Source organism: Endozoicomonas sp. SESOKO3 (genome assembly GCF_024606255.1).
Genome location: NZ_JAHHPR010000536.1, coordinates 1 through 1,044, shown reverse-complemented (window position 1 = coordinate 1,044; position 1,044 = coordinate 1). Strand labels below are relative to the sequence as shown.

The following is a 1,044-nucleotide window of genomic DNA, read 5'->3' as shown; positions in this document are numbered from 1 at the left end:
TCTAACAACCGGTAAACGACACGATTACCCAGCTTGATATAGCAGGGACCCAACCCACGCATACGCCATTTCTCGAGGGTGTAGGGGCTGATCCGCCAGCGGTCGGCCAGTTCTTTCTGGCTCAGGTGTTGCACTTCCATTTCATGCTCCTTCTTGTTTTTTCCAAAGGCAGGATCAATCATGGGACAGTCGGAGTAGACAGAGAGTAGATGGGAAGTAGACAGAGTGTAGACGGCGTTATTTTCTTAAAAAAATGACAAAAAAAACCGGCCTGAAGCCGGTGCTGAAGTCAACTTTTCCCGATTGTCATTAGGACACGCCTGCTCGTCTGGAGCGGGGCTCTGCCTTTAAGCTCCATAATCTGTTCTCGTACTGGATATAGTCTTCCCACTGATCGCTGTCATTGAAACAGTTTCGTGGATGGGTATAGCTGATGCCTTCCTCCTTGATCTGCTCAGTCGTTACTCCCCGGTTTCCTGCCAGCCAGGCATCGTAAATCATGTTCGCCACCTTGCAGCGTTGACCACCTCGAATATCCCAGGGTTCGCAGCCACTTGCTTCAAACCGTCCCTGGCTACCATAGTACTCCCACTCTACCTCCAGTGATCCAAGGTCAGGCTGGAAGGTTGCGCGCAGTACATCTTTCAGTTTTCGGGTATCTATTTCACAAGGGCCTTCAGAAGACAGCAGCGACATAATCGACACAATCGGATACGGGCCTGGCAAGGGAAGCAGATGGTCAAACCGCTCGGATACTGTTAGAACCACACCGGGAGCCTTACCCTGCCAACTTTCCAAGTTCTGATAAATGCTTTTGAAGCCGCTCATACTGGTCAGGTGTCTGGCAAGCAGAACCTGGTAGGGCTGCCCATCTACCTGAATATTGCCCAGCCACTCGAGCAGTTCAGGAATCACCGTGACCTGTTCGCCTGACAACTTAAGGTGGTTCTTAAGCACTTTGATTAGCCAATCTCTGTCGTACTTGTATTGCCGCTCCTGATCTTCCGTAACCTCAACAAAGCCCTCGGAGACACAGTAACAGGT

General features: G+C 50.7%; 1 protein-coding gene. It reads right to left on the bottom strand.

Translation table 11 applies throughout. The annotated features are described in order from the left end of the window. Nucleotides 1-309: 309 nt before the first annotated feature. Nucleotides 310-1,044 (bottom strand): hypothetical protein (locus tag KDK18_RS09280; protein WP_257254622.1); only part of this gene is annotated, 735 nt, incomplete at its 5' end.